Source organism: Pseudoduganella ginsengisoli, from assembly GCF_009720865.1.
GTDB classification, from domain to species: Bacteria; Pseudomonadota; Gammaproteobacteria; order Burkholderiales; family Burkholderiaceae_D; genus Rugamonas; species Rugamonas ginsengisoli.
In genome coordinates this window covers 73,897-90,298 of the sequence record NZ_WNLA01000012.1, presented here as the reverse complement: position 1 = coordinate 90,298, position 16,402 = coordinate 73,897, and the positions used below count along the sequence as shown (strand labels likewise).

At 62.4% G+C, this 16,402-nt stretch carries 11 protein-coding genes and 5 tRNA genes; 10 read left to right on the top strand and 6 right to left on the bottom strand.

Going from position 1 to position 16,402, the window contains the following annotated elements:
* Nucleotides 1–94 precede the first annotated feature (94 nt).
* The 5 genes from GM668_RS17670 (at nucleotide 95) to GM668_RS17650 (ending at nucleotide 664) form a co-directional block, all read left to right on the top strand.
* Nucleotides 95–171 (top strand) — tRNA-Arg (locus tag GM668_RS17670).
* Nucleotides 172–252: 81 nt separating this feature from the next.
* A tRNA-Arg gene (locus GM668_RS17665) sits at nucleotides 253–329 on the top strand.
* Between the two features lie 25 nt (nucleotides 330–354).
* Nucleotides 355–431, top strand: a tRNA-Arg gene (locus GM668_RS17660).
* 38 nt (nucleotides 432–469) lie between these two features.
* A tRNA-Arg gene (locus GM668_RS17655) sits at nucleotides 470–546 on the top strand.
* A gap of 41 nt (nucleotides 547–587) precedes the next feature.
* Nucleotides 588–664, top strand: a tRNA-Arg gene (locus tag GM668_RS17650).
* 50 nt (nucleotides 665–714) lie between these two features.
* On the opposite strand, the gene GM668_RS17645 is transcribed toward GM668_RS17650, so the two are convergent.
* From GM668_RS17645 to GM668_RS17620, 6 genes are all read right to left on the bottom strand, one after another.
* Nucleotides 715–2,028, bottom strand: a complete 1,314-nt coding sequence (locus GM668_RS17645; protein ID WP_229499481.1) for a diguanylate cyclase domain-containing protein — start codon at nucleotides 2,026–2,028, stop codon at nucleotides 715–717.
* On the bottom strand, nucleotides 2,000–4,045 hold the full coding sequence (locus GM668_RS17640) for an ATP-binding protein (RefSeq protein ID WP_155440265.1): 2,046 nt from the start codon (nucleotides 4,043–4,045) through the stop codon (nucleotides 2,000–2,002). The genes GM668_RS17645 and GM668_RS17640 overlap by 29 nt, the downstream gene beginning before the upstream one ends.
* Entirely contained in the window at nucleotides 4,042–4,980 is a 939-nt protein-coding gene (locus tag GM668_RS17635; protein WP_155440264.1) for a type 1 periplasmic-binding domain-containing protein, read from the bottom strand. Before GM668_RS17635 ends, GM668_RS17640 begins: the two co-directional genes overlap by 4 nt.
* An 11-nt stretch (nucleotides 4,981–4,991) precedes the next feature.
* Nucleotides 4,992–6,818, bottom strand: coding sequence for a TonB-dependent receptor (locus tag GM668_RS17630; protein ID WP_229499501.1), 1,827 nt, complete (start codon nucleotides 6,816–6,818; stop codon nucleotides 4,992–4,994).
* A 224-nt stretch (nucleotides 6,819–7,042) separates the two neighbouring features.
* Nucleotides 7,043–7,993: a D-2-hydroxyacid dehydrogenase gene (locus tag GM668_RS17625; RefSeq protein ID WP_155440262.1), complete on the bottom strand. Its 951-nt coding sequence runs from the start codon at nucleotides 7,991–7,993 to the stop codon at nucleotides 7,043–7,045.
* The gene (locus tag GM668_RS17620; RefSeq protein WP_155440261.1) at nucleotides 7,990–8,934 is read right to left on the bottom strand and encodes a LysR family transcriptional regulator; all 945 of its coding nucleotides are present in this window, start codon (nucleotides 8,932–8,934) and stop codon (nucleotides 7,990–7,992) included. Before GM668_RS17620 ends, GM668_RS17625 begins: the two co-directional genes overlap by 4 nt.
* Nucleotides 8,935–9,121: 187 nt before the next feature.
* Here GM668_RS17620 and GM668_RS17615 point away from each other — a divergent pair, with 187 nt between their 5' ends.
* The 5 genes from GM668_RS17615 (at nucleotide 9,122) to GM668_RS17595 (ending at nucleotide 16,296) form a co-directional block, all read left to right on the top strand.
* Nucleotides 9,122–9,349 carry a hypothetical protein gene (locus tag GM668_RS17615; protein WP_155440260.1) on the top strand — a complete coding sequence of 76 codons (228 nt, stop codon included), beginning with the start codon at nucleotides 9,122–9,124 and terminating at the stop codon, nucleotides 9,347–9,349.
* Nucleotides 9,349–10,230 carry an alpha/beta hydrolase gene (locus GM668_RS17610; RefSeq protein ID WP_155440259.1) on the top strand — a complete coding sequence of 294 codons (882 nt, stop codon included), beginning with the start codon at nucleotides 9,349–9,351 and terminating at the stop codon, nucleotides 10,228–10,230. Before GM668_RS17615 ends, GM668_RS17610 begins: the two co-directional genes overlap by 1 nt.
* Before the next feature lie 143 nt (nucleotides 10,231–10,373).
* Nucleotides 10,374–11,627 carry an efflux RND transporter periplasmic adaptor subunit gene (locus GM668_RS17605; RefSeq protein WP_155440258.1) on the top strand — a complete coding sequence of 418 codons (1,254 nt, stop codon included), beginning with the start codon at nucleotides 10,374–10,376 and terminating at the stop codon, nucleotides 11,625–11,627.
* A gap of 11 nt (nucleotides 11,628–11,638) precedes the next feature.
* Nucleotides 11,639–14,821, top strand: a complete 3,183-nt coding sequence (locus tag GM668_RS17600) for an efflux RND transporter permease subunit (RefSeq protein ID WP_155440257.1) — start codon at nucleotides 11,639–11,641, stop codon at nucleotides 14,819–14,821.
* Nucleotides 14,821–16,296, top strand: a complete 1,476-nt coding sequence (locus GM668_RS17595; RefSeq protein ID WP_155440256.1) for an efflux transporter outer membrane subunit — start codon at nucleotides 14,821–14,823, stop codon at nucleotides 16,294–16,296. Before GM668_RS17600 ends, GM668_RS17595 begins: the two co-directional genes overlap by 1 nt.
* Nucleotides 16,297–16,402: the final 106 nt, after the last annotated feature.

Genomic DNA, 16,402 nt, shown 5'->3' with positions numbered 1-16,402 from the left:
ATTCCTACTGGACAAGCATCGCAGGCTTCCCTATAATCTTGCTTCCTTCGACGGCACAGCCTGATAAGGAATGCAGTAAAGAGTAAAAAGCAACGCGGCTGTAGCTCAGCTGGATAGAGTACTTGGCTACGAACCAAGGGGTCGTGGGTTCGATTCCTGCCAGCCGCGCCAGTTTTTACGTTAAAGTAGTAATGCGGTAAGACGCTTTTGACATCGTAATCAAGAGCAGCAGTAAAACTATGTAATAGCAACGCGGCTGTAGCTCAGCTGGATAGAGTACTTGGCTACGAACCAAGGGGTCGTGGGTTCGATTCCTGCCAGCCGCGCCAGTTATTACATGCACATGATGAAGATGCGGCTGTAGCTCAGCTGGATAGAGTACTTGGCTACGAACCAAGGGGTCGTGGGTTCGATTCCTGCCAGCCGCGCCACTTCTCATGCCTGTGATACGTAACAAAGCGAAAAATACGCGGCTGTAGCTCAGCTGGATAGAGTACTTGGCTACGAACCAAGGGGTCGTGGGTTCGATTCCTGCCAGCCGCGCCACTTTTCGCCATGCAGTCAGTAGCAAACGCAGTAACAAATAAGCGGCTGTAGCTCAGCTGGATAGAGTACTTGGCTACGAACCAAGGGGTCGTGGGTTCGATTCCTGCCAGCCGCGCCAGAATACAGAAAAAAGCCAGATCACCCGGTCTGGCTTTTTTCATTTCCCCGTCAATCAGCGCGCACCACGCGGTTGCGTCCCAGGCTTTTCGCCCGGTACAGCGCGATGTCCGCTTGCCGCAGCAAGTCTTGCAGGTTGCCGCCCCGGGCCGGCGCCAGCGTGGCGACACCGCCGCTGACCGTCACACAGGCGGCCGCCCCCGATGCAGGGTGGGGCAAGGCCAGCGCTTCCACGGCGCGGCGCGCATTGTTGGCGAGTTTTTCCGCAGTCCGCTCATCGGTATCGACAAACACCAGGACAAACTCTTCGCCGCCATAGCGCGCCACCACGTCGGTCGGCCGCTGCGCGGCGGACTGCAGCGCTTGCGCCACCCGCTGCAAACACTGGTCGCCCGCATGGTGGCCCAGCGTGTCGTTGTAGCCTTTGAAGCAATCCACATCGAACATGGCCAGCGACAGCATCGTGTGGCTGCGTTCGGCCCGCTGCCATTCGCGCTGCAGCACGATGTCGAAGTGGCGCCGGTTGGCCGCGCCCGTCAACTGGTCGGTGCTGGCCACGCGCAGCAATTCTTCCTGCGAACGCTTATGCGCGCTGATGTCGTGCAGCAGGCACACCAGCATGGGTTCCGCTGAATACACTGGCGTGATGGTCACATCGACGAATACGCTGAGACCCTGCGGAGCGCGCAACTGCACTTCGTGCGGACCATGGCAGACGTCAGGGCCGCGCTGGAACCAATGCCGGTAATGGCTGTCATATGGCGGCGCCAGCAAATCAAACAAATGCGTGCCCGCGATATCGCCCGGCTGCAAGCCCAGCATGCGCTGTGCGACAGGATTGACGCTGGCAATGCGGCCATCGGGCGCCAGCGTCAGCAACCCTTCGCCCATATTGTTGATGATGGCGCGCAGCCGGTCTGTCTCATACCGGTACGCGTTCATATAGCTGCACATTTGCAGGTGCGTGCGGACCCGCGCGCACACTTCCGCGCGCTGGAACGGTTTATGGATGTAGTCCACCGCGCCCACGTCAAAACCCGCCACCGTGTCGCCGGTATCGGTCAGCGCGGTAATAAAAATCACGGGGATCGGCTGCGTGGCCACATCGGCTTTCAGGCGGCGGCACGTTTCCAGTCCGCCGATGCCGGGCATCATGACATCGAGCACGATCAAATCCGGCAAGAATTGCCCGGCAATGGCCAGCGCCCGTTCGCCCGACGTGGCGGCCAGCACTTGATAGCCTTCCGCCTCCAGCATTTGCTGCAGTACGCCCAGGTTGGCGGGCATGTCATCGACAATCAGGATGCGGGCTCCCGCAATACTGGTCATGTCGCTGTTATTCATGGTGCACCTTTCGTAACTCATTGCGGACTGCGTCCATATCAAATTCCATTAACAGTGCGGCCACGCGGTGGACAAACGCGCGCGCATGCGGCTGCACGCGGGCCATTTCTTCCAGCAGCGCCGTCACGCCGGAGGCCCAGCCGCTGTCCAGCGCCGTGGCCACGTCGCTGTGCCAGCGGGGCGGCATCGACAGCTTGAGCGGCACCTCCAGCCTGGCCTCCGCTCCGGCCCTCGCATCTTCCGCGACAAATTGCACGCCCAGCTGGCGCTGCAGGCAGTCGCCAATCTGGGAAAACAAAAATGGCTTGGCGACAAAACCGTCGAAGCCTGCCGCCAGGTAGCGTTCCGTTTCATGGGCCAGCGCGGAAGCCGTGATGGCAACGCAGCGCGGCGCGGCGGCGCCCCATTCCTGGCGTAGCCGCGCCAGTGTTTGCATGCCATCCATGCCCGGCATGCGGATATCCATGAACACCAGGTCGGCTGGCTGGCGCCGCAACATCTGCAGCGCCGCATCGCCGCTGCCGGCCTGCTGCACGGATGCGCCCATATTGGCCAGCATGGCCGACAGGATGTGGCGGTTGTCGGGATTGTCATCGACCACCAGCAGCGCCGGATGGCTGGCCGGCGCCAGGCGCAGCGGGGCCTGGGAGGGGGCGGCCATGCGGGCCGCTTCGTGCGCCGTGGCGTGGGCCAGCGGCAGCGTAAACGTAAAACAGGCGCCCTGCAGCGTGGGGCGCGATTCCAGCGCCAGGTGGCCGCCCATCATCTGCACCTGGCGCGACGCGATGGCCAGTCCCAGGCCCGTGCCGCCATGCCGGCTGCCGCTGTCGGTCTGGCGGAACGGTTCAAACACGAGCGCCTGGTCTTCCGGCGCAATGCCGGGCCCCGTGTCCGCCACGTCAAACCGGATGCCGTCATGGGCCGCGGATACGCGCAGCGTGACGCTGCCGTGCTCCGTGAATTTCACGGCATTGCCCAGCAAATTGATCAAGACCTGGCGCAGCTTGCCCGCGTCGCCATCGACCGGGCAGGGCGCCGCCACGTGTTTTTCACAGCGCCACTGCAAGCCTTTTTGCCGGCAGCGCAACACGAACAGCAGCGCCACTTCATCGACCAGGGCGTGCAAGTCGAATCCCGTGGCATGCAGCGCCATCTGGCCTGCTTCGATTTTCGACAAGTCGAGAATGTCGGACAGCAGGTGCAATAAATGGTTGCCGGCCTTGGTAATGGGCGCCACATTCGCCTGCAGCGCCGGCGGCAGTTGCGGGTCGTGTTCCAGCAATTGCGCGTATCCCAGTACCGCATTGAGCGGCGTGCGGATTTCATGCGACATGCTGGCCAGGAACGTCGACTTGGCGCGGCTGGCGGCCTGCGCTTCGCGCGTGGCTTGTTCCAGCTGCGCCGTGATGCGGCCGGTGAGGAAGCGGATCAGCCACAGGAACAGCAGCGCGAAAAAGAAGGAAATCAAAAAATTCGCGCGGAAGATTTCCGTGCGCATTTGCTGCAGCGTGGCCTTGCTTTGCACGATGCGCACATAGCCCAGCGGGATGCTGTCGGCGCCGGCCGCTTCGAATGGCGACGCGGCATTGCGTTCAATGGTGACGGGCGCCACGAAACTCCACGCGTCGCTGCTTTCATCTTCCAGGTAGGGCCTGTCGCCCTGTAAATCCAGCGCTTTCAAGGGCGCCACTGTATTGCCGTCGTGGTCCATGCCCACCAGCAGCCGGTCATCCACTGTGCGGATTTCCACCCGTAATACGTCAGGCGCCGCCAGCGCCAGGCGCAGCGCCGTGGCGGCATTGCCGGACGCGTTATACATCAGCGCCAGTTGCGACCCTTGCGCCAGCGTTTCCGCCGCCAGGATGCCTTGTGCCTGCAACAGTTGCCGGACCTGGCGCGTGCTCTGGATCGAGCTGACCAGGGATCCAAACAGGGCCAGCATCAGCATGCCCAGTGCGAAGGCAATACTGAGCTGGCGCCGCAGTGTCGTTGCGCGCAATATCGCTGTGATGCGCTGGATGGCCGCCTTCGGTGTCATGGTTCCGGGAACGTGATGTCGAACTCTTGCAGTGCCCGGCCGCCTGGCTTCAGCTGCAAGTGGTTCAGGGTCGAAAGGTTGATGGCCGACGACAGTTCGCGCAGCGGCGCCAGGCCGGCATCGGGCAGGGATGCGTTGCCCAGCATGGCTTGCGCCAGGGCGCCCAGGTGGCGGCCATAGGCGGCATTGTCGGGGAATAGCGCGAACAGCACGCCTTGCCGCACATGGCCCACGCTGCTGGAAAACACGGTCAGGCTGCCGGTCCACGCGCTGCGCAGCACCAGCGGCAGCACGACGGAATCTTGTACCGTCACGGTATCTTGCGGCAGCCACAGTGCTTCCGTTTGCGGGTCCAGCGCCGCAAGGATGGCCTGGTATTGCTGCATGGCGGCCTTGATGTCGGCCGCGTCATGCGCAGCCAGTTCCATCCCCTGTGCTCTCGCGGCGCGCTGCGCCAGCTTGATCAGCCAGCCGTTTTGCACCGGGTCGTAGACCACGTGCACGCGCCGCACCCGTGGCTGCAACGCTTTCAGGCGGGCCAGCAGCAATGCGGGATCCGGCGCCAGCGTGCGGACCGGGATGCGCGGCGGCTCCAGGTCGGGGACGTTCAATACGCCGCCGCCGATGACTTTGAATTCCTGCTCCAGTCCTGCTGCCGCCTTGATGGCCTGGCGGCCCAGCGCAATGACGACCTTGACGTCTTGCCGCTTTAATTCCGCCTGCAGGGACGCCGTGTTCGGGCCCACTTCCACGCCGATGCTTTTGCCGTGCACGCGGTCATCGATGCCGGCAATCATGCTGGCAAATACCGTGCGGTAGGCGCCGCCGATGTCCGGGTACAGCACCGCCACGCGGGGTTCGCCCGCCATCGCGTTTTGCCACCACAGCAGGCAGCACAGCAATGCATGCCGCAGCAGGGTGGAGACGATCCGCATGGGAGACGCTGTCAGAAGCGGTAAGCCGCTTGCGCGAACACGGCGCGTCCGGCCAGCGGCAAGTCAAGTGGAATCAAGCCGGGCGCGGGGCTGGGTTCGCGTGCATCGGCATCGAATGCGTTGCGCAACTGCAGCGAAATCTGCCACGCGCCGAAGGTCTTGCTCAACGCTGCATCCACGGTGGTGTAGTCGGCCACAGGCGGGCGGCTGTCGCCGGCCGCGCGCACCCGTCCGCTGACCCGGTTGACTTGCGGGCTCAGTAGCCAGCCATCGCCGAAGTGCCAGTCGGCGCGGCCGTACCAGTGGCGGCGGGGCGCGTAGCCGGCATTCTTGCCGGTGGCCTGGTCGATATTGCGCTGGTAGCTGAAGTTCGCCATGACGCGCACGTCGCGTGTGGCTTGCCAGGCCAGTTCCGATTCCATGCCTTTGCCTTGCTGGCTGCCCGTATTTTGTATGGTCGCACCGGTGCCGGACACTGCGTTCGGCACCACGCGGATAATGTCGTTCATCATGAACTGGAACAGGTTGCCGCGTACCACCAGGTCCCGCGCCGCTTGCCAGATCAGCGCAGCTTCCGTGGTGCGGATGGTTTCCGGCCGCACGTTGCGGTTACCCTGCTGGACCGGATTACTGATGCTGTACAAGTCGTTGAACGCCGGTGCGCGGAACGCCTGGCCATGCATCAGCTTGGCCGTCACGTCGTACGATGCCACCCACACCAGCGCCACGCGGGGATTGCTGGTGACGCCGACGTCGGAATAGCGGTCGCGCCGCACGCCGGCCGTCAAGGTCCAGTCGGGCTGGAATTGCCATTCATCCTGCACATACAGGTAATCAATGCGCCGCCGCTGCGGCAGCATGAATGGCGACAATACGGAATAATCTGCCACCGGTCCCGCCGGGATCGGCACGCCGGCCGCACTCGACAGGTAATTCTTAAACGTGGCGGTGTGGTACACATTCAAATCATCGTGGCCCGTGCCCAGCCGCACGCTGTGGCTTGGCCAGCCGGTCCAGATGGCATAAGCCGACAGGCGCAGCTGGCGTTCAAAGGCGTCGGGATGGCCGATCATGCCGTCAGGGAAAACGCCGGTGGGAAAACGCGTACCGGGCGGCGACAGCCGGAAGTCGGTCTTAATGCGCTGTTTGTACCCCATCCAGCCGGCCGTGGCGCCCATGGCCCAGTCATCGCACGCGCCGGCCCACGACAAGTCCGCCATGATGCGCTCGCTGCTGGTTTTGCCGACGGGGTCGAGCGCCGAACCTATCCCTGCGCCGGTTCCCATGTTGTCGCGCAATTTATAGCCGGCCCGCAGCCGCCATTGGCGTAGCGTCATGTCGAGGTTGGCGTCAGCCGAATCATAGCCTGCGTTCAGCGGCCCTGGGGCCAGGCTGGCATGGGTGCCGAATTGCTGGTCGCGCCCGGTCTGTGCATCGGCAGCGATGATTTCACGGGGGCCGCCCGTCGTGCCGGTGCGCAGGTAGGCCGCCAGGCGGGCTTCGCCGACCTGGCCGCCGTGCTGCAACCACGCGTCGCGCGAGCGGAACGAGCCCGCCTGCACGCCGGCCTGGGTGCCGGACACGTCCGCGCCGGACTTGGTGACGATGTTGATGACGCCGCTGTAGGCATCGGCGCCGTACAGCGCGGAGCCCGGGCCGCGGATGACTTCAATGCGGGCCACGTGCTGCAATGGATAGCTGCCCCAGCCCGTGCCTTTGGAGCCGCTATAGCTGACGGTCACCGGCAAGCCGTTTTGCAGCACCAGCAACTGCGGCAACTGCACGCTGTAGATGCCGCGCATGACATAGATGGGCTCATAGACCAGCGGCGTGCGCATCACGAAATGGCCGCCATGTCGTCTTCCACGCTTTGCGCATGGGCGCCGGACGCAGCGGCGCACGCCAGCGCCATTGCACTTTGCACGATGCCACGACAGCCAGCCCGCATTTGCCGCTCCATTCAAAAAAATGACGTGCGGCAATTTTATGCGATATTAATCAATTTGGTATTAAAAATAACAACTAGAGTTGCAAAATGGTAGCAACTAGTCTCCGCCGCCGGTCACCCCACGACATTGACGGGCTTATTGGCGGCAAACGCTTCGATATTGCTGATCAGCTGGTCCGCCAGCCCCTGCATGGCTTGCGTGCTGGCCCACGCATTGTGCGGCGTCAGGATGAAATTCGGCAGGCGCAGCTTCAGCAGCGGGTTGTCTTCGGCCGGCGGCTCTTTCGACAGCACATCAAAGCCGGCGCCGGCAATGACGCCCGTCTGCAGCGCCAGCGCCAGCGCCGCTTCATCGACGAGGCCGCCCCGCGCAGTATTGATCAGCAGGGCCGAACGCTTCATGCGCGCCAGTTCATCTTGGCCGATGCAGTTGCGGGTCTGGTCATTCAGCGGCGCGTGCAGGCTCAGCACGTCCGACGTTTGCAGCAATTCGTCCCACGACACGTTTTTCACGCCGGGATCATCGGTGGGCGTGCGCGTATGCACAGCGACTTCCATGCCGAAGGCGCGCGCAATCCCGGCCACGGCCTTGCCCAGCGCGCCATAGCCAAACAAGCCCAGCCGGCTGCCGTGCAAATCCAGGATAGGGTGGTTGAACAAACAAAAGCGTTCCGACTGCTGCCAGCGGCCCGCTTCCACGTCGAGCCGGTATGCCATCAAATTGCGGCGCAGTGCAAGGATCAGCGCAAACGTATGTTCCGGCACGGCGGCATAGGCGTAATTGCGGATGTTGGACACGGTGATGCCCCGTTCGCGGCACGCCGCCAGGTCGATGATGTCGGTCCCCGTCGCGGCCACGGCAATCATCTGCAAGTCAGGCAATTGCGCCAGCGCGTCGGCGCGCAGCGGCACTTTATTGGTGATGGCAATAGTGGCGCCGTGCAGGCGCGGCACGGCGTCTTGCGCGGTGCTGGCAGGGTATTCGGTCCACGTATGGGCAAATGAAGGACGGCGCACGTTGGCAATCACGCTGTCGCGGTCCAGGAAAACAATATTGTGGGTCATGCTGCTGCCTCGATGGTGGCGGGGGCGGGCGTGACGACCTGCATCCCCGGGTGGTTGGCAAATAAATCGGCGACCCATTCAACAAACACGCGCACCTTGGCGGACAAATGGCGGTTTTGCGGGTACACGACATGAATAGGAATAGGGTCGGTGGTCCAGTCCGACAGGATCTGCACCATGCGGCCATCGGCCAGGTAGTCATCGAGCGCGAAGGTTGACATTTGCACGACGCCGAGGCCCGCCAGGCCCGCCGCGATATACGCATTCGAATCATTGAGCGCCACCAGCGCCGGCAGCGGCAGCTGGATGCGCTCGCCGTCACGGCTGAAGTCCCAGTCATAGACTTTGCCGGTTTTGGCCGAGAAATAATTGACGCACACGTGGCGCGTCAAATCGCGCGGGTGCTGGGGCACGCCATAGCGGGCCAGGTACGACGGCGCCGCGCACGTCGTGAAGTTCAGCGCGCCGATACGGCGTGCAATCAAGGTGGAATCGCCCAGCGCACCGCCGCGCACGGCGCAATCGACGCCTTCTTCAATCAAGTCGACAGGGCGGTCGGAGCAGCCCAGTTCCAGCGTGATGTCCGGGTAGCGGGCAAAGAAATCGGGCAGGGCGGGGATCAGCATGTCGCGCGCCAGCGCGCTGGGCGCATCGACGCGCAAGCGCCCGGACGGACTGAGCTTGGTGCGCGACAGCGATTCTTCCGCTTCCCGCACGTCGGCCAAAATGCGCAGGCACCGTTCGTAATAGGCGGCGCCATCCGCCGTGACGCTGATCTGGCGGGTGGTGCGATGCAGCAATTTCACTGCCAATGCAGTTTCCAGCGACTGGATCAGGTTGGAAACGGTGGCCTTCGGCAATTGCATGTTTTCTGCGGCGCGCGTGAAGCCGCCCGCGTCCACCACTTGCACGAAAACTTCCATGGCCTGCAATTTGTTCATTTTGATCACACTATGTTGGCGGCCGAGCCGCTGGTACCTTGTCGATGGCAATCGACTACGTTGATTGTTCGGAATTCTGAACAATCAATTCGCGATTGACCTATTTAATAGATTCTAGTTCAAGTTTATAGTTCACGTACTGCAGCAAAGAATTGCCATGACTGCAGTGCCACTTGAGGAGTTAACCATGAAACGTCTGGATGGAATGATTGCAGCCGCCGCCATTGTGCTGAGCGGACTGGCCCTGGGCGGCATGGTGGTCACGGATGAATATGCGGCCGCCGCCCGTACGGAAGCGCGAGGCATGATGGCGCTGACCCACGAAGTGTCCGGCGGCAATGCGCAAATCACGCCGGCCAGCCTCAATGGCACGATGACGGCTTCCGCGGCCGCGTCTGCGGCGGTGCAGCAATAATGGCGGGCCAGGCTGTGGAACAGGTCGCGACCGTGCAACCTAGCGTGCAACTGAAGACCAAGGAACTGGAAGTGCAGGGCGCGTCCGGCCCGCTGGGCGCCCGCTTGTATATGTCGGTGGATGCGCCGGGTGTGAAACGCGATTCCTTGATTGTGTTTTTCCATGGCGGCGGTTTTGTTTCCGGCGACCTGGAAGAAGCGGATGAATTCCTGCGCAGCCTGGTGTCATGCGATCCGCGCCATGTGGTACTGGCCAGCAATTACACGCTGGCCACCACCAGCCCGTTCCCGGCCGCGGTCGAAGATGCGCACGCCGTGCTGTTATGGGCAAAAAAGAATAAAGCCAAGTTGAGCTGGACCGGCAAACGCTTGCTGGTGGCCGGTATCGAAGCCGGCGCCAACCTGGCTGCCGTTTGCACGCTGATGGCGCGGGACCGGGGCGGTCCTGCGCTCGGCGGGCAGATTTTAATCATGCCGATGCTGGATCCGGGGTTAACCAGCGGTTCGATGCGTGCAATGCCGACTTGCAGCTATAAAGCGCAAGCGGCCGATGTGTGTGCCGCCGGCTACCGGGGGTATCTGCCGAATGCGGCAGACCGTACGCACCCGTATGCGTCGCCCTTGCAGTCGAGTCGGCTGAAGAATTTGCCGCCGGCGCTGATCCTGTCCGCCGAAGACGATCCGCTGCGCGATGAAGCTGAACAATATGGCGCCAAGCTGATTGCCTGCGGGATTAAAACCACGGTGCGCCGCTTGCCGCCGACCCCGCTCCCTGACGTGGAAGCACGCAACGAATGTGCATGTAAAACCTTTGCGCTGGCGGAAATCGCCGGCTTCGTGGCCAGCCTGGATGGGATGGAGGTCCCGCCGCCAGCCCCGTAATTAATAACGGACGATTAACCCATTCCGCTGTACCAGTTTTTTCCGCGCCCCGAGCGCGGCAGGGGACGCTTTTGCCCGCGCTGTTGACTAGGCTGCGCGGTATCGCCTGATTCGACAGATTTTCATACAAAAAAGGAAAAACTATGAAAAGCCCGACATCCCACTCGATCAACCTGGCCGACAAAGTCCGGCCTATCATGGCTGCGCTGGCCGTGGCAGGTATCGCTGCCGCGACCCTGGCCGGCTGCGATACCGCTAACGGCAAGCAGCAGGAAGCCGCACCGGCCGGTCCGCCGATTTCCGCCGCCACCGTGGTGGAAAAAGCTGTCACGGAAACCCAGGAATTTTCCGGCCGCCTGGAAGCCATCGAGCGTGTGGAAATCCGTTCGCGCGTGTCCGGCTTTATTACGGCCGTGAACTTCAAACCGGGCAGCGAAGTGAAAAAAGGCGACGTGCTGTTCCAGATCGATCCCCGTCCATACCAGGCTGAATTGTCGCGCGCGGAAGCGGCTGCCAACTCGGCCCGTGCCAAGGCGGACCTGGCCAAACTGGAACTGGCCCGTTCTGAAAAACTGTTGGCCGATAAAGCCATTGCGCAGCGCGAATACGATGAAAAAGCATCGAGCCTGAAAGAACTGGACGCCAATGCCCGCGCGGCAGCGGCCCAGGCGGAAGCGGCGCGCCTGAACCTGTCGTACACGCAAGTGACGTCGCCCATCAATGGCCGCGTATCGAAAGCGGAAATCACGCTGGGTAATCTTGTGGATGGCAGCGCCGTGCTGACGTCCGTGGTGTCCACCGACAAGATTTACGCCAGCTTCGATGGCGATGAAGACACGTATCTGCGCGTCGGCGCGCTGGCCCAGAAAGGCCACGCCGTCACCGTCAAAGTGGGCCTGGCCAATGAAACCGGCTTCCCGCATGAAGGCAAGCTGGAATTCGTCGACAACCGCCTCGATCCGCAAACGGGCTCCGTGCGCATGCGCGCCACGTTTGCCAATGAAGACAAGGCGCTGGTGCCGGGCCTGTTCGCCCGCGTGCAGCTCGAAGGCGCCGGGACAGGCAAACCAACGGTCTTGATCAACGAGCGCGCAGTCGGCACGGACCAGAACCGCAAGTTCGTCTACGTGGTCAGCGCCGACAGCAAGGCGGAATACCGCCCGGTCGTGCTGGGCCCGGCGGCGGAAGGCTTGCGCGTCGTGCGCGACGGCTTGAAACCGGGTGAAAAGATTGTCGTCAATGGCTTGCAGCGCGTGCGTCCAGGCGCACCGGTGACGGCGCAAATGGTCAACATGGATTACGACCCGCTGGCGCCGCAAGATCCCAAGCAGGCCAAACCGGCGCCCAAGAAGGATGAAAAAGTCGCTGCCGCCGATACCGGCAGTACGGCCAAGTAAAAGGATTACCTATGAAATTCTCACGCTTCTTTGTCGACAAGCCGATCTTCGCGGCCGTGTTGTCGATCCTGGTATTCGTGGCGGGGCTGATATCGATTATCAAGCTGCCGATCTCGGAATACCCTGACGTGGTGCCGCCATCGGTCGTGGTGCGCGCCATGTATCCGGGCGCTAACCCGAAAGTCATCGCGGAAACTGTCGCGGCGCCGCTGGAAGAACAAATCAACGGCGTGGAAAACATGCTGTACATGTCTTCCCAAAACACGTCCGATGGCGCGCTGGCGCTGACCGTCACGTTCAAGATCGGCACCAATGTCGAGCAGGCGGAAACCCAGGTGCAAAACCGCGTGCAGCGGGCCTTGCCACGCTTGCCGGAAGAGGTGCGCCAGATCGGCGTGACCACCGTCAAAAGCTCCCCGAACCTCACCATGGTGGTCCACCTGGTGTCGCCGGACGGCCGCTACGACGACCTGTACCTGCGCAACTACGCTGTGCTGAACATCAAGGACCACCTGTCCCGCATCCAGGGCATGGGTGAAGTCAACCTGTTCGGCTCCGGCGATTACGCCATGCGCGTGTGGCTCGACCCGCAGAAAGTCGCAGCCCGCGGCATGGTGGCGTCCGACGTGGTGGCCGCCATCCGTGAACAAAACGTGCAGGTGGCAGCCGGTGTGGTGGGCGCGACGCCGGCCAAGGGCAGCGAATTCCAGCTGACCGTCAACACCCAGGGCCGTTTGAATTCCGTGGAAGAATTCGGCGAAATCATCGTCAAGACCAATGCCGATGGCGCGCTGACGCGCCTGAAGGATGTGGCCCGTGTTGAACTGGGCTCGAACAGTTACGCCTTGCGCTCACTGCTGAACAACAAGTCAGCGGTGGCAATTGGCATCTTTGAAGCGCCGAACGCGAATGCCTTGCAGTTATCCAGCGATGTGCGCGCCAAGATGGAAGAATTGAAAAAAGACTTCCCGCAAGGCGTGTCGTATGACGTCGTGTATGACCCGACGCAGTTCGTGCGCGAATCCATCAAGGCCGTGATCCACACCTTGCTGGAAGCCGTGGCGCTGGTGGTGATCGTCGTCATCGTGTTCCTGCAAACGTGGCGCGCGTCCATCATCCCGCTGCTGGCGGTACCCGTGTCGATTGTCGGCACCTTTGCCGTCATGATGGGCTTTGGCTTCTCCATCAACACCTTGTCGCTGTTCGGCCTCGTGCTGGCCATTGGTATCGTCGTCGATGACGCCATCGTCGTGGTGGAAAACGTGGAACGGAACATTGCGAATGGCCTGTCGCCGCGCGACGCCACGATCCAGGCCATGAAAGAAGTGTCGGGCCCGATCATTGCCATTGCACTGGTGCTGTGCGCCGTGTTCGTGCCGATCGCATTCGTGTCCGGCCTGTCGGGCCAGTTCTACAAGCAGTTCGCGCTGACCATCGCGTTCTCGACCGTGATTTCGGCATTCTGCTCGCTGACCTTGGCGCCAGCGTTGTCGGCCACGCTCTTGAAACCGCACGATGCGCCGAAAGATGCACTGACCAAAGGGATGGACCGCGTGTTCGGCGGCTTCTTCCACTGGTTCAACCGCTTCTTCAACCGCGCATCGAACCGCTATGAAAAAGGCGTGCAGGGCGTATTGCGCCGCAAGAGCGCTGCCATCGCCGTGTACGTGGTGCTGGCCGCACTGGCCGGTGTCGTGTTCAAGATGGTGCCGGCCGGTTTCGTGCCTGCGCAAGACAAGCAATACCTGATCGGTTTCGCGCAATTGCCGGATGCCGCTTCGCTGGAACGCACGGACGCCGTGATCCGCCGCATGTCGGACATCGCCAAGGAAATCCCGGGCGTGGAATCGTCGGTGGCCTTCCCCGGCCTGTCGATCAACGGCTTTACCAATGCGCCTAACGCGGGCATCGTGTTTACCACGTTGAAGCCATTCCATGAGCGCACCAAGAAGTCGGAATCCGGCGAAGCCATTGCCGCGGAAATCAACAAGCGCATGGGCGCCGTGCAAGACGCGTTCATCATGGTGTTCCCGCCGCCGCCAGTCAATGGCCTGGGCACCACGGGCGGCTTCAAGATGATGATCGAAGACCGCGACAACCTGGGTTACGACGAACTGTATAAAGCCGTGCAGGCAATGCAAATGAAGGCGTGGCAAGATCCGCAGCTGGCAGGCGTGTTCTCCGGCTTCCAGATCAACGTGCCGCAATTGTTTGCCGACGTGGACCGCGCCAAGGCCAAGCAGCTGGGCGTGCCGCTGGCGAACATTTACCAGACTTTGCAGATCAACCTGGGTTCGCTGTACGTGAATGACTTCAACCAGTTTGGCCGCACGTACCAGGTGCGGGTGCAGGCTGACGCGCCATTCCGTTCGCAGGCCGAGCACATTGCACAGCTGAAGGTGCGCAATGACAAAGGCGAAATGATCCCGCTGTCGTCGCTGATGCGCCTGAAGGACAGCTATGGCCCGGACCGCGTACAGCGCTACAACGCTTACGTTGCCGCTGAAATGAATGGCGCCGCCGCACCGGGCGTATCGTCCGGCCAGGCCCAGGCTGCGCTGGAAAAGATCGCCAAAGAGACGCTGCCAAAAGGGATCGGCTACGAATGGACGGAATTGACGTACCAGGACATCTTGTCCGGCAATACGATGGTGTACGTGTTCCCGCTGTGCGTGCTGCTGGTGTTCCTCGTGCTGGCCGCCCAGTATGAAAGCTGGACCTTGCCGCTGGCCGTGATCCTGATCGTGCCGATGTCGATCCTGTGCGCGCTGGTCGGCGTCAAAGTCACCGGCGGCGACAACAACGTATTTACGCAGATTGCCTTGTTCGTGCTGGTGGGGCTGGCGTCGAAGAATGCGATTCTGATCGTGGAATTTGCCCGGGAACTGGAAGACCATGGCCGCACCGTGCTGCAGGCCGCGCTGGAAGCTTGCCGCCTGCGTCTGCGTCCGATCCTGATGACGTCGATCGCGTTCATCATGGGCGTGGTGCCGCTGGTGTTCTCAAGCGGCGCGGGTGCGGAAATGCGCCATGCGATGGGTGTGGCCGTGTTTGCCGGCATGCTGGGCGTGACGTTCTTCGGCCTGTTCCTGACGCCCGTGTTCTACGTGCTGCTGCGTACGCTGGCGCAAAAAATGACCAAGAAATCCCATGTGGCCGCCCCGGTGGCCGCTGAACTGGAAGGGAGCAAATAATGAACATGACTGCGAAAGGTGTGGCGCCACTGTTGGCGGCGCTGCTGCTGACGGCGTGCGCAGCGCCTGAATTCAAGCAGCCGGCAATCGATACGCCGGCCGCTTTTAAAGAATCGCAAACGGCGCCAATCCGCACGGGCGGCGTCGTGACGGCTGCCGACGGCACCCGCTGGAAGCAGGCCCAGCCTGCGGAACAGCAAGCCCGCGGCGAATGGTGGCTCGCGTTCAACGATCCAGCGCTGAACGGCTTGATCGGCGAAGCCACCAAGGCCAACGCCAACCTGGCCGTGGCGGCGGCGCGCGTCAAACAGGCGCGCGCCATTGCCGGCATCTCGGAAGCGGCGCGTATTCCGCAAGTCGGCGTTGGCGTGGGGGCGCAGCGCGCCCGCGCATCGGCCCAGTCGCTGGGGCTGCCCGCCGGTACGGCCGTTGCGCCGCAAACGTCGTACAGCGCCAGCCTGACGGCCAGCTATGAAGTGGATTTGTTTGGCCGCGTGTCGTCCGACATCGCAGCAAGCCGCAACGATGCGGCAGCGACGGAAGCCAATTACCGCTCCGTGCTGCTGGCCTTGCAGGCCGACGTGGCGCAAGCGTATTTCCGCTTGCGCGCGCTGGACGCGGAACTGGCGACGCTGGAACAGACCGTGCGCCTGCGTGAAGAAAACGTCAAAGTCAACCAGCGCCGTTTTGACCTGGGCGACATCGGCGAATTCGATTTGTCGCGCGCCAAGACGGAACTGGCCACGTCCCGTGTTGAAGCCATCGGCTTGCAGCGCCAGCGCGTCACGACCGAACATGCGCTGGCCGTGCTGCTGGGCCAGCCGGCTGCCAGCTTCACGGCCGGTGTGTCGCCGCTGCAGGATGCTTCGCTGCTGCCATCGATCCCGGCCGGCCTGCCGTCGTCGCTGCTGGAGCGCCGTCCTGACATCGTGGCGGCGCAGCGCGCAATGGAAGCGGCCAATGCCCGTATCGGCGTGGCCCGGTCTGCGATGTTCCCTTCGCTGACCATCAATGCCAATGGCGGCGGGGCGGCCGGCACCTTTGCCGACGTCTTCAAGTGGAGCAGCCGTTCATGGGTCTTGGGCGCATTGATGTCGATGCCGCTCATCGATGGCGGCCGCAACAGCAATAACGTCGCGCGCAGCGAAGCGGCACTGGAAGAATCCGTGGCCAGCTACCGCAATAGCGTATTGAATGCATTTGCTGAAGTGGAAGATAACCTGGCGGGCTTGCGCATCCTGTCGGGCCAGACGCAGGAAATCGACGACGCACTGGTGTCGGCGCGCCGTTCGGCGGACCTGGCGCAAAAGCTGTATGCGGCAGGACGGTCCAGCTACCTGGATTTGCTCGATGCGCAGCGCAACCTGGCGCAAGTGGAACGCAATGCCGTGCAACTGCGGGGCAACCGCGCGGTGACCACGGTGGCGCTGATCCGCGCGCTGGGCGGCGGATGGGATAGCGTCAGCGCCAGGTAACGCTGGCTGCAAAGCAACGGCAGGCCAGGGGCAACCCTGCCTGCCGTTTTTGTTTTGGACGTGCCAGTTTGCTAATTTTGCGATACAGTAAATGCTTCCTGTATTC

Excerpts from the sequence above, each read along its gene's own strand:
- GM668_RS17620 (WP_155440261.1), bottom strand. The coding sequence starts at position 8,934 with ATGAACAAATTGCAGGCCATGGAAGTTTTCGTGCAAGTGGTGGACGCG.
- GM668_RS17605 (WP_155440258.1), top strand. The coding sequence starts at position 10,374 with ATGAAAAGCCCGACATCCCACTCGATCAACCTGGCCGACAAAGTCCGG.
- GM668_RS17640 (WP_155440265.1), bottom strand. The coding sequence starts at position 4,045 with ATGACACCGAAGGCGGCCATCCAGCGCATCACAGCGATATTGCGCGCA.
- GM668_RS17645 (WP_229499481.1), bottom strand. The coding sequence starts at position 2,028 with ATGAGTTACGAAAGGTGCACCATGAATAACAGCGACATGACCAGTATT.
- GM668_RS17600 (WP_155440257.1), top strand. The coding sequence starts at position 11,639 with ATGAAATTCTCACGCTTCTTTGTCGACAAGCCGATCTTCGCGGCCGTG.
- GM668_RS17630 (WP_229499501.1), bottom strand. The coding sequence starts at position 6,818 with ATGCGCACGCCGCTGGTCTATGAGCCCATCTATGTCATGCGCGGCATC.
- GM668_RS17610 (WP_155440259.1), top strand. The coding sequence starts at position 9,349 with ATGGCGGGCCAGGCTGTGGAACAGGTCGCGACCGTGCAACCTAGCGTG.
- GM668_RS17615 (WP_155440260.1), top strand. The coding sequence starts at position 9,122 with ATGAAACGTCTGGATGGAATGATTGCAGCCGCCGCCATTGTGCTGAGC.
- GM668_RS17635 (WP_155440264.1), bottom strand. The coding sequence starts at position 4,980 with ATGCGGATCGTCTCCACCCTGCTGCGGCATGCATTGCTGTGCTGCCTG.
- GM668_RS17625 (WP_155440262.1), bottom strand. The coding sequence starts at position 7,993 with ATGACCCACAATATTGTTTTCCTGGACCGCGACAGCGTGATTGCCAAC.
- GM668_RS17595 (WP_155440256.1), top strand. The coding sequence starts at position 14,821 with ATGAACATGACTGCGAAAGGTGTGGCGCCACTGTTGGCGGCGCTGCTG.